This is a genomic window from Streptomyces torulosus (genome assembly GCF_001419765.1).
In the GTDB taxonomy this organism is placed as follows: domain Bacteria; phylum Actinomycetota; class Actinomycetes; order Streptomycetales; family Streptomycetaceae; genus Streptomyces; species Streptomyces torulosus.
In genome coordinates this window covers 1-2837 of record NZ_LIRK01000851.1, presented here as the reverse complement: position 1 = coordinate 2837, position 2837 = coordinate 1, and the positions used below count along the sequence as shown (strand labels likewise).

At 70.5% G+C, this 2837-nt stretch carries 2 protein-coding genes and 1 pseudogene; 1 reads left to right on the top strand and 2 read right to left on the bottom strand.

The genetic code is table 11. The features are described 5' to 3' along the window. Window positions 1-458 (top strand): hypothetical protein (locus AOK23_RS41330; RefSeq protein WP_107102994.1); only part of this gene is annotated, 458 nt, incomplete at its 5' end. Window positions 459-542: 84 nt separating this feature from the next. On the opposite strand, the gene AOK23_RS41325 is transcribed toward AOK23_RS41330, so the two are convergent. Both AOK23_RS41325 and AOK23_RS48265 read right to left on the bottom strand, forming a co-directional pair. Then, window positions 543-1916, bottom strand: coding sequence for a M14 family metallopeptidase (locus AOK23_RS41325; RefSeq protein WP_055717544.1), 1374 nt, complete (start codon window positions 1914-1916; stop codon window positions 543-545). 445 nt (window positions 1917-2361) lie between these two features. Next, a pseudogene (locus AOK23_RS48265) lies at window positions 2362-2837 on the bottom strand (hypothetical protein); the annotation flags it as partial.

Below are 2837 nucleotides of genomic sequence, written 5' to 3'. Positions count from 1 at the left end.
AGGCCGACGCGAAGCCCGACGAGGCCGACGCGAAGCCCGACGCGAAGGCCGAGGACGAGTCCGACGGCGAGGCCGTCGAGGGCCCCGTCTTCGAGGCCGCCGACCGCCGCGCGAAGATCGTCGCCGACCACAGGGGCGTACGGCTCCGGCTGGACGACCAGGCGTGCGAGTTCCGCTGGGACGAGATCGGCGCGATCGAGACGGAGTCCCCCCGCTTCGGGAAGCGGTTCACCATCACGGTCCACACCCCGGACCGCCGCTGGTACCCCATCGAGATCGAGGCGAAGGCCAAGTCCGAGCACGCCGCGTGGGAGACCCGGATCGACGAGGTCCTGGACGCGTACTTCGAGGACGGCGACAGCAACAAGAAGGACTCGGCCGAGCCCGCGACGGCGGACGACCCGGCCGAGCCCGAGGGCACCGCGAAGCCGGACGCCGACGAGAGCGCCGACAAGTAGCGCGCGCTACCAGTAGGGGCACGGGGAACCGCGCGACCGGCCACGGCGGGCCCGCAGTTCCCCACGCTCACCACCGACCCGGCGCTAGCAGTACTGCGCCTCCTTGCCGATGGACCGGTACATGCAGTCCGAGTTCTCCAGCAGCTGCAGCACCGCGTCCCGGTTGCGCGCCGTCTCCCGGGCGATCACCTCGTCGGGCGGGTAGAAGCCGCCCCCGCCGGCGGACGACGGGTACATCTCGAAGGTGTAGCCGAAGATCTTCTGGTTGCCCCACAGCCAGTCGTCGATCGACCCGTCGGTGATGTACAGGTCACTGGACTGCTCGGGCGTGTACCCGTTGCTCGCGGCCATCTTCCCGCCGACCGTCGCGAAGGCGTTGCGGTCGTCGGCTGTCATCCCCGTCGTCGTGTTCGCGGTCGTGTACCCGAAGGGCCACAGCACCAGCTCGCTGTACGTGTGGAAGTCGATGGCGGACTTGATCTGCTGAGCCCCGCCGACGACACGGCTGCGGACGAAGTTCGCGACGACCTTCACCTCGGGCGCGGACTCGGCGGACGGACCCCGGTACGTCTCCGAGGACGTCGACCCGGACGAGCCGCCGCAGCAGCCCCAGCGGTAGTTCCAGTTGCGGTTGAGGTCGGTGCCGACGGCCGACGAACCGCTGTTGGGCTGGCGGTTCTTGCGCCACGAGCGGTACGAGCCGGTGGCCACGTCGTACTCGCCGCCGTCCGGGTTGAGGTCCGGGATGATCCAGATCTCGCGGTTGTTCACCATGTTGGTGACGCGGGAGTCGGTGCCGTAGTCGGAGGTCAGCTCGTTCAGGAGGTAGAGCGCCATCTCGACGGTGAGGTGCTCGCGGGCGTGCTGGTGGTGGGTGAACAGCACCTCGGGCTCGGCCTCGTCGGTGCCGACGTTGTCGCTGATCTTGATGGCGACGATGTTCCGGCCCTGGTACGAGGTGCCGATGACCCGCTGGCTGACGATGGAACTGTTCGCCGCGACGACGGAGTTGATCTCGCTCGTCATCTCCGCGTAGTTGTGGTAACGGGAGTCGGCGGACGGGAAGTCGAAGAGGCGTACGTCGTCCTCGCCCTTCGACCGGTCCGGCACGGCGCCGAGCGGGGTGACCTCGTAGCCCTGCTGCTTGAGCTTCTTGATCTGGTCCGCGCGGCCGGAGACGAAGACCGAGTGGTCGTCGGCGTCGTCCACCGAGACACCGGCCTTCTGGAGTGCCGTGCGGGACGCGATGTCCGAGTGCATGTGGACCTCGTACTGGCGGATGTCGTCCGCCGAGGCCTTCGGGCGTTCGGCGCTGGTCGCCGTCGCGTCCGTGGTGGTCGCGGCGACCGGCGCCGCGAGGGCCATCGCCAGCAGGCCGACGAGGGCGGCGGTACGGCGGCCCGATCTCCTGCCCGTGCCGTCGGGCACCGCTGATCTGCCGCGAATGCGGAGTCGCATGAGTCTCCTACTTTCTCCAGGAATTCCGGGGTCTCCGGAGTGGGGAGTGGAGCGGGGGGTGGATCCGTGCGACGTGCCTCCGGCCCGCCGATGACCGTGGGGTGATCGACAGGCCCTGGTGCGGGTGTGGCGCTCATGGTGCGGCTCTGGCATGACCAGGTCAAGAGTGGCCGGTGTGTGTGCCGGGTCGGCGTGGCCGGAAGGGGCCCCAAAATGGCCGGGGTTGGGGCGCGAACGGTCAGGGCGAGGGCGCTGGGCTCACGCGCCGGTGTCGCGGTGCCGCTCCCACGCCCCTGAAAGTCGCGCAGTGTACGCGTGTGGAAGCGCGACTCAGCCTCCACCGCGCGAGAGTGCACCCGCAGGGGTGAACTGTGGGTGCGATGCCGTGCGAACGCGGCGACAGTGGGAAGCCGCGCAAAAGGAGCCCCACACTCCGGCAACCCCCTCAACTCACCACAGAGGACTGGCTGATCATGAGCGGATCAGCGCCACGCCGGGAACGGAACAAGCCGAGCACGCCGGACACGCCGGGCGCGCTCGACACACCGAGCGCGCAGGGACCCACACGCGTGCCGACGGCACCGCGCACCACTTCGACGCCCCCGGGTGCGCCGCGCGGACCGGGCGCGTCGCGAACGGCGAGCACGTCACGAACGGCGAGCACCTCGCGTACGCCGGGTACGTCGCGTGCGGCGAGCATGTCGCGGGCGCCGGGCACGTCCCGTACGGCGGCTGTCCCGAGCACGCCGATCACCCACCGTCCACCGACCGCCCCGCCCACGCCGACCTCACCGAACGCGCCGCGCACGCCGCTCGCACCCGCCCCACCGGGCGCCCCCGGCGCGCTGAGAGCACCGAGCGCTTCCAGGGCGTCCAGCGCGTCCAGCGCCTCCGGGGTGTCCAGCGCCTCCGGGGTGTCCA